An 18185-nucleotide genomic window follows, 5' to 3' on the forward strand; every position below is an offset into this window, starting at 1 on the left:
AACTAAATTTGCGAAATCAATCTTACCGTAGGTCAGCGTACTACGAAAGTTACAAAAAAATCGACGCATTTCAGTAATTTATTACGTTAGGCAGATATAAGCTTGACATTTTTTTAACTAAATTTAGCCCTTACAAGATTTGGAGAGAATTTTGCAAAGGAAAAGAATGATATTTAATACAACGATATATATGTTTAAAAACTTAATTTTTTGTCTAGCCTTAATCTCAGTTGTAGCATGTGGATCTAAGCCGCGTGTACAGTTGGAAGAGGGGGGTATAAACTTAGCACCTACAGTGCAACATGAGGTCATAGCTAAAGAAGTAGCCATGCTACTTGAAAATCACAGCTATAAAAAGGTTCCTATGAGCGATTCCTTATCTGCTATTGTCTTTAATAATTTGGTCAAGTCAGTAGATCAGGGTAAAACTTATCTCATCCAATCGGATATTGATAATATCCAGCAATATAAAAACACAATTAGCCAGGATTTCCGTCAAGGCGATCTATCTGCTTCTTTTCATATTTTCAACATCTACTCGCAACGCTATTTGCAATGTATGGAATACGCGTTAACACAGATCGACGCACCCCATGATTTTACGGTGGATGAGAATTACTCGAACTTTAGAGAGAAACTAAATTGGTTTAAATCGGAAGAGGAGCTAAATGATCAATGGCGCAAACGCGTTAAATATGATTTGTTAAACCTTCGTCTGACCAGTACAGACAAGAATGCTGACGAAGAGAAACATAAAGAGACTTTGCGTAAACGTTATAACAATTTGATCTCCCAAGCAAAAAAAACAAACTCCAACGATGCTTTTCAATTAATCATGACTTCGCTGACGGACGCCGTAGATCCACATACAACTTATTACAACCCTTCTTTTGCCCAAGCATTCAACGAAGGGATGTCTAACACGTTAGAAGGTATCGGTGCGCGTCTTCAGATGGAAAATGAAATGGTGACAATTAAGGAAATTATTGCTGGAGGTCCTGCTTTTAAAGATAAGACCTTACAAATGGACGACCGTATTATTGGCGTAGCGCAAGAAAACACCGAATTTGAAGATATCATTGGATGGCGTTTAGATGCCGCCGTAGCTAAAATAAAAGGCCCTAAGGGAACCGTTGTTCGATTAAAAATACTTCCTGCTGGACAGGAGTTGACAGCACAACCGAAAATTGTGTCGTTAACGCGTGAGAAAATTGTTATTGCTGAAGAATCTGCCAAAAAATCGATTAAAACGGTTCTAGGTGAGGACGGCAAGTCGTATAGGGTGGGTGTTATTACCTTACCAAAATTCTACATTGATTTTGATGCCTACCGCAAGCGTGATCCAGATTATAAGAGTACCACCCGGGATGTCAAATTGATTTTGGACAGCCTCAACGATGAGAAAGTAGATGCGGTTGTATTGGATTTACGTAATAACGGTGGGGGCTCGTTACAAGAGGCGATCGAGCTTACAGGGTTGTTCATAGACAAAGGCCCTGTTGTACAGGTACGCGACGTCCGTAATCGCGTCGAAGTAGAAAGTGATAATGAAAGCGGTGTAAAATGGAGCGGCCCATTCGGTGTTATTATCAATAGATTCTCTGCGTCAGCTTCTGAAATTTTTGCAGGAGCAATTCAAGACTATAGTCGAGGTCTTATCTTAGGCTCCACCACCTATGGAAAAGGTACTGTACAATCGGCTATTGAAATGGCTCGCTTTATCAGTCCGACCAACAGATTATTATTGAAGGCGGCCGGCGGTGACCCAGATACCCCTAACGGTGCACCTGAGTTTGGACAGATTAACATCACGATGGGTAAATTTTACCGCGTAAACGGTAGCAGTACTCAACACAGAGGAGTAGATGCAGATGTCGTCTTCCCAACGCAGTATTCGGCAGAGAAATTTGGCGAAAGCTCGGAACCTTCAGCTTTACCTTGGGATCAAATTAAAACAACAACATACGCTAAAGTAGGTGATCTTACAACAACAATTCAAAAACTGAATGCATCTCATCAGACAAGGATGGCAAAATCACCAGAATATAAATTCTTGTTGGAAGATATTGAAGAGTTCAATAAGAATGAATCGGTGCCACAGATTAGCTTAAACGAAACTAAACTGAAAAAGGAACGTGATAACAGCGTCGCCAAAAACAGAACACGTATTAACAAAGTTCTGGAATTGCGAGGGCTTCCTCTTTGGAAAGAAGGAGAACCTCAACCTAAAACGGAATTCGATTTCGTACTTGATGAGAGTTTGAATGTGATGTCCGACTTTATTCCGTTGGCAAATCTCAACAAATAGTGCTGTTAAACCCCTAAAAGTAAAAAACCTTCAACGTTAAATTGAAGGTTTTTTTGTATGGTTGAAAGTTCGTAAAACGCTATACATCGCGGTTGTTGTTTAAGCCCTTATGACCTCACAATTTTCATACTTCTTAAGATGATAGTATTGTATTATGCCTCTCGCCAAGCTTTATATTGATTGATCAACCCATTGGTAGAGCTATCATGACTTGAAATCGCAACACTATCTGCCAATTCGGGCAATATTTTATTGGCCAGTTGCTTACCCAGTTCTACTCCCCATTGGTCGAAGCTGAAGATATTCCAGATGATGCCTTGCACAAAAATTTTATGCTCATAAAACGCGATCAGTGTTCCAAGGCTTCTGGGTGTAATTTTCTTGATCAGAAAGGAATTACTTGGACGATTACCCTCAAAAACTTTATAGTTTTTTAACTTTTCAATTTCAGTCTCTGACTTACCAGCTTGTTTGAGTTCTGCAACGACTTCTTCTTCGCTTTTGCCATTCATTAATGCTTCGGTCTGTGCAAAAAAGTTGGACAGTAGCAATTGATGGTGATTGCCTATCGGATTATGCGAAATGGCAGGCGCAATGAAATCGCAAGGGATCAATTTGGTCCCCTGATGAATCAATTGATAGAATGCGTGCTGGCCATTGGTTCCTGGCTCTCCCCAGATAATAGGACCTGTTTCATAATCTACACGATTACCATTTCGGTCTATATACTTGCCATTGCTTTCCATATCTCCTTGTTGGAAGTAAGCCGCAAAACGGTGTAAATATTGATCATACGGCAATATGGCATGACTTTCAGCCCCGAAGTAATTATTATACCATATTCCTAGCATCGCCAATATCACAGGTATATTTTCCTCAAAAACAGCTTCTTGAAAATGTACATCTGCTTCGTACGCACCTTGCAATACTTCTTCAAAATTGTCGAACCCGATAGAAAGTGCAATAGAAAGACCGATAGCAGACCACAGGGAATAGCGACCGCCTACCCAATCCCAAAACTCAAACATATTCTTCGGATCGATACCGAATGCCGAAACACCCTTTTCATTTGTACTCAAAGCGGCAAAATGCTTGGCTACGTCGGCTTCCACCGCTCCGGATTTCAAGAACCAATCCTTCGCCGATTGTGCATTTGCCATAGTTTCTTGGGTCGTAAATGTCTTTGATGCCACTAAGAATAACGTTGTTTCCGGATTAAGGCTTTTCAATGTTTCCGCGATATGGGTTCCATCAACATTGGACACAAAGTGAACATTGAGATGTGTTTTATAGGCTTTTAATGCTTCCGTAACCATTACAGGACCTAAATCCGAACCGCCAATACCGATATTAACAACATCTGTAATGGTTTTTTCGGTATAACCTTTCCACGCTCCAGAATGTACCTGCTGGCAAAAGGCCTTCATTTGCTCTTTCACTGCTTTAACTTTTGGGATTACATCTTCGTTATCTACAATAACTGGTTTACCTGATTGATTACGCAAAGCGGTATGCAAAACCTGCCGACCCTCGGTAACATTTATTTTTTCACCTGAAAACATCGCATGAATTGCCTTTTCCAATTGGCATTCGCGAGCCAGTTGGATGAGTAATGCAAATGTTTCAGCATTGATTCTGTTCTTGGAATAATCTAGTAGAATATCATTCAACTGTACCGAGAAGTTTTCGAAACGCTGTGGATCCTCTTGAAAAAGCTGACGTATCGATTTCTCGTTGATGGCGATATAATGATCCGCCAGATACCGATAGGCAGGGGTTTCTGTAAAATTAATGGATGGTAACATATTTAAATTTGTGTTTAATTCAAAGATAAGAATTCTGTGTGATTTATGCTTGTTTCTCCTTTTTACTGTTTACTTTTGTTTTATGACAAAAGAACATATTCAAGACTTGAGGGACAGAGTAACAGCCCTGAGGAGGCATCTTTGACATAGATGCGAAAAAAGCAGAGATAGAAGAACAAACCGCTATCACCTTACAACCCCACTTCTGGGACGATTCTAAAGCTGCAGAGAGCATCTTAAGGTCTATCCAAATCACAAAAGTATGGACAGATCAATACGACGAGGTCTCTTCTGCCGTGGAAGACACCTCCGTGCTGTACGAATTTTACCAAGCGGATGATGCGACAGAGAAGGAACTTGAAGAACAATACCAAATCGCAGTGACGCATGTCGAGGAACTCGAATTTAAGAACATGCTCAGTGCGGAGGAAGACCAATTGGATGCGATCTTACAAATCACCGCAGGTGCTGGAGGCACGGAGAGCTGTGATTGGGCGGCAATGCTCATGCGTATGTATATCATGTGGGGAGAAAAGCATGGCTGTAAAGTAACCGAACAGGATCACCAAGAGGGTGATGTAGCAGGCATAAAGTCAGTTACTTTACAACTATCAGGCGATTTTGCATATGGCTACCTAAAAGGTGAAAACGGGGTACACCGCCTTGTGCGTATCTCTCCTTTTGACTCAAACGCCAAAAGACATACTTCCTTTGCATCGGTGTATGTTTACCCATTAGTAGACGACAATATCGAGATCGATATCAAAGATTCTGAAATCGAATGGGATACATTTCGTGCTGGGGGAGCTGGAGGACAAAATGTAAATAAAGTGGAAACGGCAGTACGTCTTCATCATAAACCGACTGGTATTATCATCAAAAACCAAGAATCGCGATCACAGCTTCAGAATAAAGAGAATGCACTTAGGTTGCTAAAATCTCAGTTGTATGAAATTGAAATGCGAAAACGTGAGGAGGCAAGCGCCTTAGTCGAGGGGTCGAAAAAGAAAATCGAATGGGGTTCGCAGATACGCAATTATGTACTGCATCCGTATAAATTAATCAAAGATTTACGAACAGGAACCGAAACTTCCAATACCCAAGGCGTACTGGACGGGGATCTAGATGAATTCCTGAAATCCTATCTCATGGAGTTTGGCGGTTAAAATCGAGCAAGAAAAAAGACTAAGGAACAAGGGGCGTGGTCTTTCGCTCTTTGTTCCTTAGTCTTTCTTCTTTAAAATGAATTTTTCCACATCATACTTTCTACCGGCCGAACGGTTTTATTATTGTACTTGGCATTGCCTTTGGTGTTATATAAGGTTTCAATCTCTCCCTCCACAGCAAAATAAATCAATTGACCAACAGGCATACCTGCATATATACGTACGGGTTGTGCTACTGAGATTTCCAGTGTCCAGGTATTACAAAAGCCCACATCTCCCTTACCTGCTGTGGCATGAATATCAATACCTAATCGACCTGTACTGGACTTTCCTTCTAAAAACGGAACGTGTGCGTGGGTTTCGGTGTATTCCAATGTTACACCTAAATACAACGTATTTGGTTGCAATACGAAGCCTTCTTCCGGGATTTCAAAATGATCGATTTCGTTGTGCTTTTTAGCATCCAAAATGCGATCTCTGTACGTTGCTAGATATTTCCCTAGGTGTACATCGTAGGAATTTGTACCTAATCCCTTTCGATCAAATGGCTCAATAACAATCGTTCCGTTTTCTATTTCTTCTAATATTCGTTTATCTGATAAGATCATATGGGTAATTTAAGAACTAGCCGCGCCAATAAGTTTTCAAAAATACGTTATTACTTGAATCCAAGCAACTTTTAAAATTAATAAAGGGTTTTAATAAATTCGATATTTTTTGAGTCTGGTTCACCGCATTGCCTTTCCGTCGCTGCCGCGACACGGCCTTCATTTTTTTGCTTGACAAAAAAAACGAAGCAAAAAAAGACTTGGTCAATGTTACGCTAAAAGCTTTTGGATTTACTAAACAGCTCCGAGCCGTTTCACTTGGGGAATCTGTTCTTAACGCAAATCCAAAAGCTTTTTTAACGCTACATCGACCTAGGTCGTACTTTTAAATTCAGCTAAAGTTTAAACTAATATTTAAGAATAAAGCACTATCCTAACAAATTCGAAGATGTCGCCTTAGCCATTTGCCAATAGCAGGAGGAAGCACTAGCCAATGTAGCGAATGGGTACAGCGACGACTTTTTTGCTTCTTTTGGGAGAAAAGAAGGAGGCTGTCCGCCGATGAGGACAAGAATAGAAATTTACATATTAATGCATGCAGATGCAGCCTAGAATTAGTAAAAAAAATTAGTATAAAATAAACCTTCCTTTCATCCCAACAATTAACCTTAAATAAACAAAAGCCCACAATTCATGTATAACATGTTTTAAATTTAATGTTGCCATTTCGCTTTTTACTGTTTACATTTATCCATGGCACTGGTATATTTAAGAGAATTAGACAGCACGACCAAATTTGCAATTTGGAAAATTGAAGAAAATGTGCAGGAGCTTTTGACAAAACTTCAATTGGATGAACGTGAAAAAGCAAAACTCCAACAGCTGAGCAAAGGCAAGCGAACGCTGCATTGGCTGGCTACCCGGGTGCTGTTGCGTTATTTGTTGCAAACGAATGAATATATCAATTGCCCGTCTGACTCTAATGGAAAACCTTACCTTCCAGATTATCCGTATAAGATTTCCCTGACCCATTCCTTCGATTATGCTGGTGTGATGTTGAGTACCAATGGGGAGTGCGGAATAGACCTGGAAATTGTAAAAGACAAGGTATTACGGATCAAAGAAAAATTTCTTAAACCAGAAGAACTTAACTTCATTTCGAGCGAATTCGAAATCGAACAGCTGTATGCCTGTTGGTGTGCTAAAGAAGCTGTTTACAAGTTACAGGGAAATAAAGGGATCTCCTTTTTGCATGATATGACCATACAACCCTTTAATTATAAGGCGCAGGGGGTGATGACGTTGGTATTGAAAAAAGGAAATGGCGAATATAGCTTTCATGTGCATTATGAAAAATTTAATGCCTATATGTTGGGGTATGTAGTGGAATAACTAGTGCTGATTTTGTTCCAGCTGCTCTCGTTTTAATGCCAAACGTTTATTCGCTTTATAAATCTTTACCGCGATTAAAAAGTATGCTAAAAGAAGTGGGCCATATACTAGGCCCATGATTCCAAACAGGGGGAGACCAATAATAACTCCCACTACAGTGATAAGCGGATGAATATCGCCTATTCTTCTTGCGATGACTAACCGCAATACGTTATCAATATTGATAACGAGTCCGAATCCCCACAGTAGTAACCCTGCCGCCTGCCAACTTTGCCCTTCTGTAAACAAGATCAACGAAGCGGGAACAAAAATCAATGGCGGGCCGATAAGTGGAATAAATGACATGATTGCGCAGATAACCCCCCAAAATAGCGGATCAGAAACACCAAACATCCAAAATCCCAAAGAAAGACATCCTCCCTGCACAATAGCAATAAACGTTTGTCCGATAATATTAGAATAGGTAATGTTCTTGAGCTCTTCGCCAAATACAACCGCATTCTCATCGTCAAACGGTAAATAATGAACAATACCACTCTCGAAACCCTTATAATTAACAAATAGAAAGTACAGGATAAAATACATAACCGTCACTTCTAAAAATATATTGGCCGCCATACCCAAAACAGCAGTTAACAAACCTCCGGCATAAGCTGCACTAGCCTCGATCTGCTCCTTTAGAAAATCAGGCTTCCCCAATTTATCCCCGACGAATCTATTGATGGCGTCAATAATACTGTTGATCCACTCGGGGTTACTTTGTAATTCCTTCGCTTTATTCACGAGCATCGAGCCAATACCTACAAACGGAAGGACGATGATAAAAAGGGAAACAAGGATGATGAAGACCGAGGATAGCGATTTCGGCCAGCGCCATTTTTCTATTAAAAACCGATTAAGGTTACGAAATAGGGTATACATCACCAACGTTCCGAGGATAGCACTAAAAATCCCCTTTAATGCATATAGGAGTATAGCACCAAGAAAAACGACAATAATGAGGATGATGATATTCCTTTCCTTTTGCGAAAAAACAGCATTGTTCATATACAGATAGTTATTTCATAGCCCTCTTTGTGGGTGGACCTATGGTTCTTATTCGGAAAAATGGGCCTGATAATGTTATTATAACAATATTTTAGAAATTTGGTTTTCGTTTTTCTATAAAGGCAGCTATACCTTCTTTTGCTTCCTTAGACGCAAAGCTTTGACCAAATAACTCGATTTCTTTTTCAAATCCTTCTTGAGGTGATAATATTCCAGCATTTACCGCTTCAATAGACTGAGAAACAGCATTTGGTGATCTACCGAATATCTTGTGAAGTAACTGTCCGCTAAAATCAATTATCGCTGCCGGATCAACAACATGATTAACCAATCCCCAGGTATGAGCCTCGTTTGCGTCTATCCTATCCGCGGTCATGATCATTTCAAGCGCTTTTCCTCTCCCTACCAATTGTGTGAGACGTTGCGTGCCCCCATAGCCTGGTATGATACCGAGCGAAACCTCCGGTAATCCAAATTGCGCATTCGTAGATGCTATCCTAATATGACAGGCCAAGGCCAACTCTAAGCCTCCGCCAAGTGCAAAGCCATTTACCGCTGCAATTACCGGTTTGGGGAAATTATAAATCCTATCCATAAGGCTGTGCCCCTGCTTGGCTAGACCCCGTGCACCGGCACTATCTAACGATTTAAATTCGCTAATATCTGCGCCTGCGACAAATGCCTTCTCTCCAGCTCCTGTTAGGATCACACCTTTTACATCGGTGTGCTGTTCCAAGAAACGGAATGCCTCAGTAAGTTCGAGCACGGTTTCCCGATTTAAGGCATTTAATCTGTGTACTCTATTTACGGTCAAAACTGCGATTTGATCAGTTACTTGTAGAAGTAAGTTGTTAAATGATTTCATATCTACGTTTTTATTTCATGAATTCGCTACGTGCTATTGCTGCTCTCAAATTTTCTATATAATCGTTCAAGCACATGATCCCCTCTTAGAAATCAAAATGGAGTGAGACCCGAAACCGATCTTTATTTATGCTCGCATGATCAAGGTAATTGAGCCTCTTGATGTATTCTACTTTCAGTATTCTAAGGATATTGTCGATGCCAACATACCCTTCCCAGTATGGGTCCTTACCAAGTACATGTGTTATGGTATTCCCATCTTTATCATTATCAAAATGAACTCCTCCTACTCCCTTATAAGGGTTATTTGAAGTCGACAAGTTGCCATAGAACATTTTTGCGCCAAAAACTTCACGTAGTTTTAATCTCTTGATCAGTGGAAGTTTATTAAAAATAAATCCTTGAAGCTCGTGATCGTAGGAAAATTTAAAAAATTGATCGGCTACAAATTCCATGTTATTCGTTAATTCGTAGGATATAGTATGGCGGTCTTTGATTTCTTGTACATTAGGCATTTCTAAAAGGGGATAAGGCAAATCACCCCAAATCTTACCTACCGAGAAGGTCATATCTCCGAAGCCGAGTTGATTTAGAAACCATCTTTTAGACACAAAAAACCTTAATGCATCGTAGTTATACGATCCAGTCCAAAAACCTTCCAAGCCCTTGTTGTATTGCAAGCTGAAAATTGGATATTTTTCAACCACTGTGGTCCTTCGCAGATTACGGTAATAAAACTTTTCGAAAGGTGCCCATCGGAGTGTAAGCTGCACATCATTGGTATTGATTCGATCTAAAAGTTGGTTCGTGTCTATTGCTAACGGGAAACGCAAATCGCCTACGGGTACCCGCCGTTGGTGGGTTAGGTTCGTGGAAAGGCTAAAATGATTTCCAAACTCTACTACATGCCCCAATCGGTATGCATCAGAGGCCAACCACTTTAGAGGTCTATTGGTTCGAAAACCCTGAAAGAAGCTATCGCCCTTTAAAAAGCCTAACCCTCTACCGGGGTCAAATACATCGTGTTGGATCGTACCTTCGATATAGTGAGCCGGAAAAGTTGTGATTGATTTTCCATTTACCGATACCGCCGATCTTAAAAAATACTTCCAAGCATCGTCTCGTGTTCCGTAAGCCAGATATCCCTCCAAATACACTTTGTCTGAAAACGCTTCGGTAGTACGCCCGCCTAATCTAAAGCGATTGCCTTCTAGATTATTCTGGTGATATGCGTATTCCAATGGACCTAATTCAACTTTTCCCAAGGAATAGTAACTTTGTGAAAGTAGGTATCCCACAGCGAGTAAATTTTTAAACGACTTCAAACTGTTGATGCTGTCTACATAGTCGTAGGTGCGCTGCTCCACATGATTTAACGCAATAGGTCGGTTGTGGTCAATATGCGAATACGTATCCAACTTAGTTTCAATCGGTGCTCCAGCAAATACCCCCTCAGGAATGGGCATTCGTAAATTATAATCTTGATTAACACTCAATCGCTCTCCGAATACGGCATCGGTCTTACCTCTACCAAATAGCACCCTTACTAGCGCCGTGTCTTGAAGCATAATACCATCCTGATCTGGTGAATATGCCAAGCGGATATCAAATTCATTTACCCAGTTGATATTGGTGTTTTGACCAACCTGCATAATCGCTTGCTTCACGGCGTATCTGCCATCCAGAGAAACCTGTAATTCTCCTCTCAGTAATAGGTCGTTGCTATTACGAGGTTCGAAAGCTAGACGCACATATAACTCTTTGGTCGTGCGAACCGTATCAAGGATATAATACTTATAGTAAACCTTACCGTTATCTGCGATCGGGCTTAGAAAGAGCTTATTTAGGAAGAATATGCTTTCGTCATAGATATCTACCGGTTGGAACAGGTAGTTTATGTACGACTCCACATTTGGATTATTGATATATCGTGCATCAAATTCTGTTTTCTCCTGAGCCCGAATAATTTTCTTTTGACGGGAAGGGCTTTGTCTAGAATAGTTGTCGGAGATATTTTCTTCCATATATAGCGTAAGCAGTTCTTTACCTGCTACGACCGAAGTGTCTACATTCCGAAAGAAAAAGCTTAAATTACCTAGACGGTTTTTAGCGCTGCTCGGCGGATCAACCAATCCGAATTTTATTTTTTCATACTGTTTAAAATATAAGCTATCCTTACCCGAAAGACGGTTTTTTCCTTTATTCCGGATTACGAGGTCGATGAGCTCGACAGCGGGATTATTACTATTGGAATATTTCCTTTTTCGGAATATATCAACCGTTTCAATTTCATTTTGATCGGGTTTTAAGTACAACGTCGATAAAGAGTCCTGCGGGTAGATGGAAGCTTCTAATGGTAAATAGCCAATCGCCTTGATTAATACTGTCAGCGTAGAAGAGGACTCATAGGGGATCGAAAACTGTCCCGAAGCATCGGTAGATGTGCCAATGGCACTTCCTTTCACTAAAATACTTACTCCCGAAATCGGCTTGTGTGATTCTCCATCTATCACCTGCCCCTTAAGAGTAGATTGTGCCAATGTGCAGAGGATTGTGAAATTCACAATGACTCCTATAAGAAGCATACGTAATAGCAACAATTTTCCTTCTCTGCCCATAACAACTTTGGTCAGTTATAAAGATACAATTTGTAGAGAAAGTTCAAAATTTAATACCAGAAAAACCTTCATGTTTATTGGTAACACTGGCTACAATAAAGGCACACGATAGTGTCCCCCTGAGCGAAATGGAATGAGGCCGAATGGGTCTGATTATATGAGGCATAAAATCCATATGCTCAGACCCCCGGAATACAATTATATTTTACGTGCTTATCGCGTATCAGATGGTTGCTAAGTGCTTTTGTATCTCTACAATATGCTCAGGATACAATCCGGATACAACCCTATTAAAAGAGTAACTAAGGTCGCAATAATAAAAACGATTTTAAAATTCAGTGGTACACTTACCTTCACAGCTCCCTCATCCGCAGATTTGAAATACATGTGGACGACTACCCGCAAATAATAGAAAACACCTATTGCCGCATTGATCGCAGCAAGTACCAACAATACAATTTTATAATCCTGCATCACGACATGGAACATCATAAACTTTCCAATAAACCCTGCTGTCAACGGAATACCTGCTAACGATAGCATCGCTATGGTAATCGTAACGGCCAACAATGGATTCGTTTTTCCCAATTCATTAAAGGCAATAAACTGATCAGACCCATGTGCTCTCTTTACCAATATTAACCCTCCAAAAGCAATCACCGAAGCCAAAGAATAAGCAATCGCGTAGGTAAGGATCCCTGAGGCGGAATCTACGCCTATTGCGACAATGGCAAACAGCATATAACCAGCATGTGCAATACTCGAATAGGCTAGCATACGCTTAAAGCTGGTTTGCATCAATGCGCTGATATTACCCATGAATAGGGTAATGATTACAATAACGAGCAAAACCGGAGTCCAATAATCATGCAATGGAACAAATACATAACTGAATAAACGCAAAAAACCAGCAAAGGAAGCCACTTTCACAACCGTACTCATATAGCTTGTAATCAATATGGGGGCTCCGTCGTATACATCCGGTGTCCAAAAATGAAACGGTGCAGCACCGATTTTAAAACACAACCCGACCAAGACTAGTAATATACCGCCATAGAACAGTGGAGAGATCGTCTGAGGATTACTGATCACATATTCCTTCACTCCTGTGATATCGAATGTACCGGTAGCGCCGTATAACAGGGTAATTCCGAACAGTAAAAAGCCCGTAGAAAACGCCCCCATCAAGAAGTATTTCAAGGCTGCTTCATTCGAGTTGAAATCGCTCTTTCGTATACCGACTAATATATAGAGCGCAACCGACATAACTTCTATTCCGACGAAAAGCATCGCAAAATTATGGTAGGAATTGACCAACAACGCACCCGTCAGCGAGAAAAGCATTAATGTATAATACTCTGCAACGTTGCTACTAATTGCCCTAAAATATTCCTTGGAAAGCAGTAATATCAATCCGGTAATGACAATACAGAGAATAGAGAATGACAGTGCAAGGTTATCAAACACTACCATTCCATGGTATATAGGCGTGGTGCCTTTGTCCCAAGCCGTTATTTCAAAACCGAGCGCCACCACTAGCCCGATCAACGTCACGGGCAATAAAGCATTCTTGGCTTTATAAAGCCCTAAATACAATACTAATATTCCTAATAAAGACAGCGTTATAATCGCACCCATAATTCTTTTCGTATATAATATTCGCTATATTAAAATTTTACCTCTTGTAATATCTGAAAAACGGAGGCTTCCGACAAGCTCAACAACCCGTTCGGGAATATACCCAAATAGACAATAAGGATTGATATAATCGTGAGCACCACAAGCTCATAACCCTCTACGTCAACTATATTCGCCTGTTGCTCAGCCACCTCACCCAACATAGTACGTTGATACAAACGTAACATATAGACGGCCCCCAATATCAACGTGAGCCCTCCAAAGACGGCAAACCACGCACCGTAGTCAAAAATACCTTTGAGTAATAAAAACTCTCCCACAAAACCATTTGTCAATGGTAATCCTACCGCACCCATTATTATAATCAGGAAAAAAACGGCTAATTTGGGCATCTTACTTGCTAGACCGCCTAGATCATGCAATGAACGGGTTTGCGTCTTCCTTTCTATAATATCAATTACAAAAAACAACCCGATAACACTGATACCGTGATTTACCATTTGCATCATCGCACCTTGGAGACCTTCTTGATTCCATGCAAAAACACCGGCACTAATAAGCCCGACATGTGCGATAGACGAGTAGGCTATAAGTCGTTTGGCATCTTGTTGTTTGAATGCAATGACAGATGCGTATATAATACCGATTACACACAAAACTAACGCGAGCTGACCGTATGCCGCTACCCCAAGAGGCGCAATCGGAATCAACCAACGGATCAATCCATAAACCCCCATTTTCAGCATAATACCAGCCAAGAGCATTGTGCCCGCTGCGGGCGCATTAGTATAAGTATCCGGTTGCCAAGTATGGAATGGAAAAAGGGGAATCTTAATCGCGAAAGCTAAGAAAAAGGCCCAAAATATCCATCTCTGGGTAGGATCGGATAACGTCAATCCGGTGAAAGACGTCCATTCAAAATCATTATTTGGTGTTTGATGGTATAAATAGATTATAGCTACCAGCATAAATATACTTCCCAAAAAAGTATATACAAAAAACTTAAGATTAACCTTGATACGGTCACCCTCTCCCCATAATGCACAAATAAAATAGATGGGAATCAGTGCTATTTCCCAACCGACATAAAATGTAAACGCATCCAAAGCCGTAAACACCAGTAGCAGTCCAGCCTGCATAAAGGCTACCAAGGCATAGAAATTGCCTTTTAAGGATTTACTAAAGGTCGAAAGTACGATTAACGGTATCAAGCCGTTTGTCAATAAAACAAGCGGTAAACTAATGCCGTCTATTCCGATATGAAAATGAATACCCAAGCTCATTATCCACGGAAGAGATTGCTCAAACTGGAGAGCAGCATCCGGGACAAACTGGCATAAAAAAGGTATTGTCAATAGGAACTGTAATAATGATAAACCAAGCGCTGTCCATTTTGAAATCGTTGAGGACTTCATAAAGGCTAAAATCAGTGCGCTAATTATAGGTAATATCAGTAGTATAAAAAGGTTATCCATTGATTACTTTAATTATTATAAACTATAGGTTTAAAAATCCATACAACATAATAGCGATCACACCGATTACCATCATGAAAATATAAAATCCGACATGACCACTCTGCAATTGTCTTATACCTCTACCGGAAATAATAAAGAAATTCCCTATGCCATTTACAAAACCATCAATTGCTTCTCGATCAACGATCTTATAGAAGAATTTGGATAAGGCGTCCAATGGCCGTACAATGATTACATCGTAGATTTCATCGATATAAAATTTATGGTAAGACAAGTTGTACAGTGGGCTTTGCTTCTGTCCATCTTCTCGAGGTATATCAGCTCGTTTCACATACTTTGAATAGGCTACGAAAGCCATGATAAGAGCCGCTAGGGACGAAACACCCATTAAGATATATTCTGTTGTGTGATCCAAATGGAACGGCTGTGCTATGGCTTGGCTATCTGCAAATACTGGAGTCAGGAAGTTTGCCAGCCAATGATTCCCGTGCAACGCCTCTGGAACATTCAACAAGCCACCTAACACCGCTAGCAAAGCAAGAATAATTAACGGGACGGTCATTTGCCAAGGCGACTCATGCAGGTGATGACGCTGTTCTTCTGTTCCTCTGAATTTTCCGAAGAAGGTTAAATACAGTAATCTAAACATGTAGAAAGCCGTGCAAAGTGCTGCGAAAAGTCCTACTCCCCAAAATATAGGATTGTGAACAAAGGCATAGGCCAATATTTCGTCTTTAGAAAAGAATCCTGATAATGGAGGCATACCGGCTATAGCAATCGTACCGATCAGCATTGTACTGTAAGTGATAGGCAGCGATTTTTTTAATCCCCCCATCTTACGCATGTCCTGTTCGTTGCTCATAGCATGGATTACAGAACCTGCGCCTAAGAACAATAATGCTTTAAAAAACGCATGTGTCAGGACATGAAAAAAAGCACCCGTAAATGCCCCCACTCCCAACCCTAAAAACATGTATCCCAATTGGGAGACGGTCGAATAAGCCAATACCTTTTTAATATCATTTTGTGTAATGGCAATCAATGCGGCCAATAATGCAGTACAGACACCTATAACAGCAATTATCTGCATTGTAACAGGAGATAAGGTAAACATGATGTTCGACCGTGCGATCATGTATATCCCCGCTGTGACCATCGTAGCGGCGTGAATCAATGCCGAAACAGGAGTCGGACCCGCCATCGCATCGGGCAGCCAGGTAAATAGCGGAATCTGTGCAGATTTTCCGGTGGCTGCTATAAATAACAATAGCGTAATCACTAATAAGGTCGAATCGCCAGATGACATTTGAGCCGCCTGCCCTAACACCGTCCCGAATTCTAACGAACCAAACGTGGAAATAATAAAGAATACCGCAATAAGAAAACCTAGATCTCCTATCCGGTTCATTACGAAAGCTTTCTTCGCAGCGGAAGCATAACTTGAATTTTTATACCAAAAGCCGATAAGAAGATACGAACACAATCCTACGCCTTCCCATCCAATAAACATGACCAGGTAGTTGGATCCAAGCACCAGCAACAGCATGAAAAAGATAAATAGATTCAAGTAGGCGAAAAACTTTCCAAATCCGGGATCATGTGCCATATAACTTATCGAGTACAGGTGGATTAGGAATCCTATCCCTGTGACGATAAGTAGCATAATTGCACTAAGGGGGTCAACGAGGAAAGAAAGGGAAAAGTTAAGTGAGCCCACGCTGATCCAGTCGAACAGATGGTATGTGAATACCCCTGTTTCTCCTGCTTGACGGGCTGCATTTACTTCGCTAAATAAAGCACAGCTAATCACAAATGAAACCAGGACAGCGCCGCTACCGATTATCCCGATCAAGGGTTTAGGTAATAGGTTCTGTCCTAAGCCGTTTATTATAAATCCTACTAAAGCGCTTAACGGCACTAACCAAACTAATTCTATCATATTATACGGGTGTGCTTAATTATTACCAACGTAGTTTACTTAACGATTCTATATCTACAGATTTTGTATTACGGTATACCATAATCACTATGGCAAGACCTACCGCGACTTCGGCTGCAGCGAGTGCCATGACGAAGAAGACAAACACCTGACCGCTTGCATCGCCTCGATAAGCAGAAAACGCCGCTAACAGTAGGTTTACGGAATTTAACATCAACTCAACACACATCATAATGATAATGACGTTTCGACGAATTAACACGCCGATTACACCTATAGAAAAGATAACACTACAAAAAATCAAATAATGATTTAAAGGTATTCCTTGTATATTTTGAATGACACTATCCATTAGACTCTTTTGTTTCTTTTTTAGCTAGTAAAACAGCTCCAATCATCGCCGTTAGCAGTAATAGCGATGATAATTCGAATGGCAATAAAAACTCATCGAATAGGACCTTTCCTAAATTCTGCACTAAACCGACATCGGTATTGCCCGTGACATACTCGTTATTCACCTCAAGCACGCGAAAGGCACCTAACACCGTCACCAATAGACACATGCCGGCAACGGTACCCATGATTTTGACCACGGTGGATTTCATCGGCTCGGATTCTTTATTGAGATTCAGAAGCATGAGCACAAAAAGGAAAAGTACCATGATAGCCCCCATATAAACGATAAAATTTACGACAGCCAAAAACTGCGCATTTAACAGAATGTAATGAACCGTAAATGTAAAAAATGTAATAACGAGATATAGCACACTATGTACAGGATTCTTTGCGAAGATAGTCATCAATGCAAAGAATATAGACAAAAATGCAACAAAGTAAAATATGGACATCTTATAATGATTTTTGCTGTGTTAACTGTACCAAATCTATTTTTGGTTCGACCAACTTGTCCTTACCGTAAATAAAATCCTTACGTAAATAATCTGCTGTAACATGCGGTCCATCCAAGTAAATCGCTTCCTTAGGACAAGCTTCTTCACACAATCCGCAGAAGATACAGCGCAACATATTAATTTCATAAACAGAAGCATACTTCTCCTCGCGGTAAAGATCCTCTTCGCCTTTTTGACGTTCTGCGGCTGTCATCGTAATGGCCTCTGCAGGACACGACAACGCGCATAACCCGCAGGCTGTACAACGTTCCCGGCCTTCCTCATCTCTTTTGAGCGAGTGCTGGCCACGGAAATTTTTTGAATAAGGTCGGATTTGTTCCGGATATTTTATCGTAGGAATTTTCTTAAAAAAATGTTTCAAGGTGATACTAAGCCCTTTCGCGATAGCAGGTAAGTATATCCGCTCCCAAAAGTTCATCGGCTTTTGTTCTAGTACTTTTTTTCGATTTGATAACGATTGCATCTTGCTCC

General features: G+C 40.6%; 14 protein-coding genes. 3 read left to right on the forward strand and 11 right to left on the reverse strand.

What is annotated here, in order from left to right; all coding sequences use genetic code 11:
• The first annotated feature begins 190 nt into the window (after positions 1-190).
• Entirely contained in the window at positions 191-2308 is a 2118-nt protein-coding gene (locus C4F40_RS19175; RefSeq protein ID WP_196941033.1) for a carboxy terminal-processing peptidase, read from the forward strand.
• Positions 2309-2460: 152 nt separating this feature from the next.
• Here the strand turns inward: C4F40_RS19175 and pgi are convergent, their stop codons facing one another.
• Positions 2461-4113 carry a glucose-6-phosphate isomerase gene (gene pgi, locus C4F40_RS19180; RefSeq protein WP_196941034.1) on the reverse strand — a complete coding sequence of 551 codons (1653 nt, stop codon included), beginning with the start codon at positions 4111-4113 and terminating at the stop codon, positions 2461-2463.
• Positions 4114-4195: 82 nt separating this feature from the next.
• Between pgi and prfB the strand changes: the two genes are divergently transcribed.
• Positions 4196-5279 (forward strand): peptide chain release factor 2 gene (prfB, locus tag C4F40_RS19185; RefSeq protein WP_196941035.1). Its coding sequence is split into 2 segments (ribosomal slippage): positions 4196-4255 and positions 4257-5279, totalling 1083 coding nucleotides; the frame shifts between segments, so codons are not numbered across the junction.
• Positions 5280-5350: 71 nt separating this feature from the next.
• On the opposite strand, the gene dcd is transcribed toward prfB, so the two are convergent.
• Positions 5351-5887: a dCTP deaminase gene (gene dcd, locus C4F40_RS19190; protein WP_196941036.1), complete on the reverse strand. Its 537-nt coding sequence runs from the start codon at positions 5885-5887 to the stop codon at positions 5351-5353.
• Positions 5888-6580: 693 nt separating this feature from the next.
• Here dcd and C4F40_RS19195 point away from each other — a divergent pair.
• A complete protein-coding gene (locus C4F40_RS19195; RefSeq protein WP_196941037.1) occupies positions 6581-7219 on the forward strand; it encodes a 4'-phosphopantetheinyl transferase family protein in 639 nt (212 codons plus the stop codon).
• On the opposite strand, the gene C4F40_RS19200 is transcribed toward C4F40_RS19195, so the two are convergent.
• From C4F40_RS19200 to C4F40_RS19240, 9 genes are all read right to left on the reverse strand, one after another.
• Positions 7220-8266 carry an AI-2E family transporter gene (locus C4F40_RS19200; RefSeq protein ID WP_196941038.1) on the reverse strand — a complete coding sequence of 349 codons (1047 nt, stop codon included), beginning with the start codon at positions 8264-8266 and terminating at the stop codon, positions 7220-7222. It lies immediately after the preceding gene.
• A gap of 91 nt (positions 8267-8357) precedes the next feature.
• Positions 8358-9131 (reverse strand): enoyl-CoA hydratase/isomerase family protein, encoded by a 774-nt coding sequence (locus tag C4F40_RS19205; protein WP_196941039.1) that lies wholly within the window; start codon positions 9129-9131, stop codon positions 8358-8360.
• Between the two features lie 85 nt (positions 9132-9216).
• Positions 9217-11748, reverse strand: a complete 2532-nt coding sequence (locus C4F40_RS19210; RefSeq protein WP_231390142.1) for a DUF5686 and carboxypeptidase-like regulatory domain-containing protein — start codon at positions 11746-11748, stop codon at positions 9217-9219.
• A 252-nt stretch (positions 11749-12000) separates the two neighbouring features.
• Positions 12001-13386 (reverse strand): NADH-quinone oxidoreductase subunit N, encoded by a 1386-nt coding sequence (locus C4F40_RS19215; protein WP_196941040.1) that lies wholly within the window; start codon positions 13384-13386, stop codon positions 12001-12003.
• A gap of 29 nt (positions 13387-13415) precedes the next feature.
• Positions 13416-14861 carry a complex I subunit 4 family protein gene (locus tag C4F40_RS19220; RefSeq protein ID WP_196941041.1) on the reverse strand — a complete coding sequence of 482 codons (1446 nt, stop codon included), beginning with the start codon at positions 14859-14861 and terminating at the stop codon, positions 13416-13418.
• A 22-nt stretch (positions 14862-14883) separates the two neighbouring features.
• A complete protein-coding gene (gene nuoL / locus C4F40_RS19225) occupies positions 14884-16803 on the reverse strand; it encodes an NADH-quinone oxidoreductase subunit L (protein WP_196941042.1) in 1920 nt (639 codons plus the stop codon).
• A 22-nt stretch (positions 16804-16825) separates the two neighbouring features.
• Positions 16826-17155 (reverse strand): NADH-quinone oxidoreductase subunit NuoK, encoded by a 330-nt coding sequence (nuoK, locus tag C4F40_RS19230; protein ID WP_136901738.1) that lies wholly within the window; start codon positions 17153-17155, stop codon positions 16826-16828.
• The gene (locus C4F40_RS19235) at positions 17148-17651 is read right to left on the reverse strand and encodes an NADH-quinone oxidoreductase subunit J family protein (RefSeq protein ID WP_196941043.1); all 504 of its coding nucleotides are present in this window, start codon (positions 17649-17651) and stop codon (positions 17148-17150) included. The genes nuoK and C4F40_RS19235 overlap by 8 nt, the downstream gene beginning before the upstream one ends.
• 1 nt (position 17652) lies before the next feature.
• Positions 17653-18177, reverse strand: coding sequence for a NuoI/complex I 23 kDa subunit family protein (locus C4F40_RS19240; protein ID WP_196941044.1), 525 nt, complete (start codon positions 18175-18177; stop codon positions 17653-17655).
• Positions 18178-18185 lie beyond the last annotated feature (8 nt).

The sequence above is a fragment of the Sphingobacterium pedocola genome, assembly GCF_015209965.1.
GTDB lineage: Bacteria > Bacteroidota > Bacteroidia > Sphingobacteriales > Sphingobacteriaceae > Sphingobacterium > Sphingobacterium pedocola.